The 5,988-nt window shown below is 71.4% G+C and carries 5 protein-coding genes; 1 reads left to right on the top strand and 4 read right to left on the bottom strand.

Annotation, left to right across the window (positions count from 1 at the left end; genetic code table 11):
- Both AB0B48_RS31445 and AB0B48_RS31440 read right to left on the bottom strand, forming a co-directional pair.
- Window positions 1-843: ABC transporter substrate-binding protein (locus AB0B48_RS31445; protein ID WP_357207944.1), on the bottom strand; the 843-nt coding region annotated here is incomplete at its 3' end.
- 36 nt (window positions 844-879) lie between these two features.
- Window positions 880-1,746, bottom strand: coding sequence for an ABC transporter permease (locus AB0B48_RS31440; RefSeq protein WP_357207941.1), 867 nt, complete (start codon window positions 1,744-1,746; stop codon window positions 880-882).
- Window positions 1,747-1,973: 227 nt separating this feature from the next.
- Between AB0B48_RS31440 and AB0B48_RS31435 the strand changes: the two genes are divergently transcribed.
- Entirely contained in the window at window positions 1,974-4,811 is a 2,838-nt protein-coding gene (locus AB0B48_RS31435) for a BTAD domain-containing putative transcriptional regulator (protein WP_357207938.1), read from the top strand.
- Between the two features lie 43 nt (window positions 4,812-4,854).
- Here AB0B48_RS31435 and AB0B48_RS31430 read toward each other — a convergent pair whose 3' ends face one another.
- Together AB0B48_RS31430 and AB0B48_RS31425 are read right to left on the bottom strand one after the other, a co-directional pair.
- On the bottom strand, window positions 4,855-5,694 hold the full coding sequence (locus AB0B48_RS31430; protein ID WP_357207935.1) for an AfsR/SARP family transcriptional regulator: 840 nt from the start codon (window positions 5,692-5,694) through the stop codon (window positions 4,855-4,857).
- Between the two features lie 45 nt (window positions 5,695-5,739).
- On the bottom strand, window positions 5,740-5,988 hold a 249-nt coding region (locus AB0B48_RS31425; protein WP_357207932.1), incomplete at its 5' end, for a hypothetical protein.

Genomic DNA, 5,988 nt, shown 5'->3' with positions numbered 1-5,988 from the left:
CAACTGGTGCTGGGCGACGGCGGTGTCCAGGTTCAGCTCGCGACCCACGGCCGTCGCCGCGGCGGTCGGGTCGCTCGCGATGAGGTCGAGGGCCTTTGCCTCGGCCTTGCGCCACGCGTCGACAGCCTCCGGGTGCGCGTCGGCGAAAGCCGTGGAGACCACCCCGAGATCCAGTGTGGGCTTGCCGGCGGTGGCCAACTCGCGGCTGCTCACCAGCACCTTCCCGGTCTTCTTCAACTCGTCGAGGGACGGCAGCCAGGAGTACGCGGCGTCGAGGTCACCCCGGGTCCAGGCGGCGAGGATGTCCTGCGGCTCCAGGTCGACAAGCGTCACCTCGCTCTCCTTCACTCCGGCCCCTTCCAGGGCCGCGAGCAGACTGAAGTGCGCGGTCGACGCGAACGGGGTGCCGATCTTCTTGCCCCGCAGGTCGCTGACGCTGGCGACGCCGGTGCCGTTGCGTGCCACCAACGCCTCGTTGTCGCCGGCGACGTCGAGGACGAAGGCCACCTTGTAGGGCAGGTTCAGCGGCGCCGACAGGCCCCGCGCGACCGGGCTGGAGCCGATCGCGGCGATATCCACGCTGCCGGCCGCGAACGCGGTGTTGATGCTCGCGCCGGAGTCGAACTTGGTCCAGGTGATCTTGTAGTCGGGTAGCGCCTTCTCCAGCAGTTGCTGATTCTTCACGATCAGGTCGCCGCTCGGGAACGCCTGATAGGCGAGCCGGAGACTCTTGCGCTCTGGATCGCCACCGCCGCTGGCGGCACCGTCGCCACAGGCCGCGAGTGGCACGACGGCAGCGAGCAGAGCGGCCGCGATGAGGGTTGGGGTGATCGGTCTACGCACGGGACGCCCATTCTGAGAGGTTGTGGACAGCGCGGGTCAGCTTCGACCGCGCCAGGGAACGAGCCGGTCCTCCGCCGTGCGCAGCAGTGCGTCGATGAGGAGGCCGGACAGGCCGATGGCGAACAGCCCGAGCACCACCACATCGGTCTGCGAGTACCGTTGCGCGTCGCGGACCATGCCGCCGATGCCCGGCACGCCGTTGATGGTCTCGGCGGCGACCACCGACGAGTAGGCGATGCCCACAGCAAGACGGATGCCGGTGAAGATCTCCGGCAGCGCGTGCGGGAGCACCACGTCGCGGGTGACCGCCCAACGGCCGCCGCCCAGCGCCCTGGCGGCTTCGACGAGGGTGGCGGGCGCGGCCTTGACGGCGGAGGCGGTGGCGACCGCGACCGGTGGCAGCGCGGCGATGGACAGCAGCCACAGCTTCGGCGTCTCGTCGATGCCGAACCAGATGATGAACAGGCTGAAGTACGCCAGCGGTGGCAGCGCGCGGACGAAGGTGACGACCGGCTCGGTCGCGACCCGCACCCAGGCGACGGTGCCCATCACCAGGCCGAGCACCAGCCCGGCGGCCACGCCGACCACCGAGCCGATCAGGATGCGGCGCAGACTGACACCGAGGTGCTCGATAAGCAGGTGGCCGCTGTAGCCGCGAACGCCGTCGTGGGTGGTGGACGTCTGCACCAGGCGGTCCCACACCGCACCCGGTGACGGTATGAACGTGGGGTTGTCGGTCAGCACCGCGAGGATCTGCCACAGGGCCAGCAGCGCCAGCAGGGAGACGACGCGGAGCGTGGTGCGTCGCCTCCAGCCGGCCCTCCGCTGCGCGCGCGGTGGGTGTGCCGGCGGTGCCGCGCCGCTGTCGGTGGGCGTGGTCTGTACTGCGGAAACAACTGTCACGGCTTCTCCCGATCACGATGACCTACTATTCCTACAGCTTTGGTGGGGTATCCACAAGGCCTCACCCACTGCATGGAATTCGGGGCTGGACGCCGCCACCCCACGCGTCCAGGAGGTGTGCCGGCCCGGCCAAACATGAAGATCATGTTCAATCGGTGCTAACGTCATTGCTCGATGCTCCAGCGATCGTCAGTCTCGCCCGGCCGACACCGCAACCTGAGGTGAGGATGCCCCTCCACTTCGACCTGCTCGGGCCGCTGACAGCGTCGCGGGACGGCCGGCCGGTCCCCCTCGGGTCGACGAAACAGCAGCTGGTGCTGGCCGCTCTGCTGCTACGCCCGGGTGAGGCGATCTCCGCCAACGAACTGATGACGATGGTGTGGGGCGACCAGCCGCCCGCCTCGGCCGCCGCGAACCTGCGCACCTACCTGCGAGGGCTGCGCCAGGCACTCGACTGCGCAGCGGACGAGCGCCGCCGAATCCTCACCACACCGGGCGGCTACCTGCTTCGCGTCGAACCGGACGAGCGGGATGTGGACCGGTTCGACGCGGCGGCGGCGCGCGGACGGGCAGCGCTGGCCGCCGGCGACCCGGCGGCGGCGCAGCCGGAGCTGGCCCGCGCGCTGGGCATGTGGCGGGGGTCGGCCTTCGCCGGGCTGCCACTGCCCCGGCTCCTCGCCGGCCGGGTCGCGCGGATCACCGAGCGGCGTCTGCTGACCGAGGAGGACCACGCCGCAGCGCGGCTCGCGCTCGGCGAGGGCGCCCAGGCGATCCCCCGGTTGAGGGCACTGCTCGACCGTCACCCACTGCGGCAACGGGCCTGGTCCCAACTCATGACCGGCCTCTACCAGATCGGCGACATCGCCGGGGCGCTGGCAGCCTTCCAGCAGGCCAGGCGCGCGCTGGCCGAGGAGACCGGGATGGACCCCGGCCCCGAGCTGACCCGGTTGCACGACGACATCCTGCACCACCGCCTCGGCCAGCGGACCGCGACGACCGGGCCGGTCGACGACACGTCGACCCGCGCGGCACCGGGCCGCCCTCGGCAACTGCCACTTGCCCTGCCCGGCTTCGTCGGGCGCAGCGCCGAACTCGACCTCCTCGACGCGACCCTCGGCGCCCGACCCGCACAACAGACCACCGTGGACATCGTCACCATCAGCGGCATGGCCGGCGTGGGCAAGACGACGCTCGCGCTGCACTGGGCCCACCGGGCCGCCGACCGCTTTCCCGACGGCCAGTTGTACGTCAACCTCCGAGGCTACGACGACGCGGACGCGGTATCCCCCGCCGATGCCCTGGTCGACTTCCTGGAGGCGCTCGGCGTATCTGTCGGCCGTATCCCCAGCAGCGTCGACGCTCGGGCCGGGCTGTACCGCAGCCTGCTCGCCTCGCGTCGGATGCTCGTCGTCCTCGACAACTCGCGCGACGCCGACCAGGTGCGCCCGCTGCTGCCCGGCGTGGGTCGGTGTGCCGTCCTGGTGACCAGCCGCGACCAACTCAGCAGCCTCGCCGTGGCCGAGGGCGCCCGACCGTTGACGCTGGAGGTGCTGACCGCGGCCGAGTCGACGCGGCTGCTCCGCAGCCGACTCGGTGACGTCCGGGTGGCGGCGGAACCGGCGGCGACCAGCGAGGTGATCGAGTCGACGGGACGCCTCCCGCTCGCCCTGTCCATCGTGGCGGCCCGGCTGACCGCCCGGTCCACCTTCCCGATCGACGCCGTCGCGGCCCAACTCCGCCAGTCCGAGTCCCGCCTCGAGCAGCTGGCCGACGGGGACGTCCGCCGGATCTTCTCCTGGTCGTACCGGACGCTGAGCGCCGAGGCGGCCCGCCTGCTGCGCCTGCTGGGCCTGCACCCGGGCCCCGACCTGACCGGAGACGCCGCCGCCGCGCTGCTCGGCCGCCCCCGGGCGGCGGTCACCCCGCTGCTGAAGGAGCTGACCCGGCTGCACCTGCTGACCGAGCACCTACCCGAGCGATACGCCCTGCACGACCTGCTCCGGTCGTACGCCGCCGAACTGGCCCAGGCATCCGACCTGGCCGAGGAGCGACAGGTCGCCGCGCGCCGGATGCACGACCACTACCTGCACAGCGCGCACCCCGGCGCGGTGCTGCTCCAGCCGACCTGGACACCCATCGAGCTGGAACCACCGATGCCGGCGAACGTGCACGTGCCGATGCCCGATCGGGTCGTCGCGGCGGCCTGGTTCCACGCCGAGCACCCCGTCCTGCTGCGGGTACTACGTCAGGCCGCGGAGACCGGCTTCGAGCGGTACGCCTGCCAGCTCGCCTGGGCTCTGGCCGCGTACCTCGCGCCCAGAGGCATGTTCCAGGAGCAGCTCGCAGCCCAGCAGGCGGCGCTCGCGGCGGCGCAGCGGATCGGCGACGTCCGGGCGCAGGCGCAGGCCAGCCGGATGCTCGCCCGCGCGCTCATGCGGCTCGGCGATCAGCACGCGGCCGAGCACCACGTTCAGCGGGCGCTGGAACTGTACGAACAGCTTGAGGACCTGGACAGCTTGGCGCTGATCCTGCGCCAGTACACCGAGCACTGCACCCAGTACGGCCGGTTGGACGAGGCGCTCAAGCACAGCGCCGAGGCGCTGCGGGTCTCGCAGCTCATCGGCAACCGGTACGCCGAGGCGCGCGCGCTGAACGTCAAGGGTTACCTGCACGCCCTGACCGGTGACTACCAGCAGGCCGTCGTCGACTGCGCCGAGGCGCTGACCCAACAGGAGGCGATCGACGATCGCGTCGGGCAGGCCGCGACGTTGGACAGTCTGGGCTTCGCGTACCACCGGCTCGGTGACCCGGCCAGAGCTGCGGTCTGTTACGAGCAGTCCGTCCAACGCTTCCAGGAATCGGCCAACCGGTATCACGAAAGCCTGACCCTCGTCCGGCTCGGCGAGGCGCGCGAGGCGATGGCGGACCCTCCGGCCGCCGCCGAGGCATGGCAGCGGGCCATCCGGATCTACGACGACCTGGGCCACCCCGCCGCAGACGTGGTGCGGCAACTGCTGGTGCGCGTCGCGCCCGGCCACCGCGGCCCGGTGACCCCGCCTGAGTGAGACGCCCGGCTACAGCGGCCGGGCCGTCTGAGCTGGTCGCCGATCAGCGCCTCGGCCGACAGGTGCGGGTGACCGTGGACCCCGGGCGGGTCCTTCGGAAAAACCGCCCGGCCCCGACGGCCGGGCCCAGGTCGCCCCGCAACATCGAGGTGTACGCGGCGAACAACGTCGGGGTCGGCTCGACGCCCAACTCGGTCGCCAGGCGGGTACGGAAGGCCCCGAACACGTCCATCGCCTCGCCCTGCCTGCCGGTCTGGTACAGGGCGGTCATCAGCATGATCGCCAGCCGTTCCCGCAGCGGATACTCCGTCTGCAACGCGGTGAGCGCGGGGATCGCCCGGCGGCAATCGCCCAGCCGCAGGTGCAGTTCCAGCCGGTGTTCCAGGCAGACGATGCGGCGTTCGAGCAGGTGCTGTCGACGGCTCTCCGCGTACGGGCCGGTCAGGCCCGCCAATGGTTCGCCCGTCCAACTCTGCTCGGCCTCGGCCAGTAGCGCCGCCGCCCCGGCGAGGTCGCCGGCCGCCTCGGCCACGGCGGCCCGTTCCATCGCCTCGTCGAAGTCCGCGACGTCGGTGCGGGCCGAACCGAGACGCAGACGGTAGCCGATCCGGGAACTGTCGATCGCGGGGTCGTCGGGGTCTCCGCACGCCGCCTCAAGTGTGCGTCGCAGGCGATAGATGTACGGCGGGATCAGCTTGGCGCCGGTCGCCGGGATCTGGCAGCCCCAGACGCCCTGCAGGATCGACGCCGGTGTGACCACGCGGTCCGCGTTGAACAGCAGGATCGCGAAGACCGCCTGTTGCCGGACGGGCCCGAGGTCCAGCCACTCCCTGCCGACCTCGGCGTGCAGCGGGCCGAGGGCGTGAAACCGTACCCGCGTCACGGTACCGCACCGCCCGCACCAGGACTCGTCATCGAGGTCTCCTCCCTACCGGCGGCCGGGGAACCGCGCCCCGGCGACGAGGCACGGCACGCCCGATTCAGCTCTGAACCCGGCGGTGCCGCTTGGATCGAAGATCATCGCGTCCGGGGGAATGGTAGGGCGCTCGGCGTACAACTCGCGTACATCGCCCGTACGAACAGCGCGCAGCAGGTGGCGGCGCGCACTCCGAAGCGGAGACGGTGCTGCCCGTTTTTTAATCATGTGACTCACCCGCAGCACGTAGTTCATGAGGTC

The organism is Micromonospora sp. NPDC049089 (assembly GCF_040648775.1).
Classification (GTDB): domain Bacteria; phylum Actinomycetota; class Actinomycetes; order Mycobacteriales; family Micromonosporaceae; genus Micromonospora.
The sequence above is the reverse complement of the archived record's forward strand: the minus strand, read 5'-3'. Positions and strand labels throughout refer to the sequence as shown.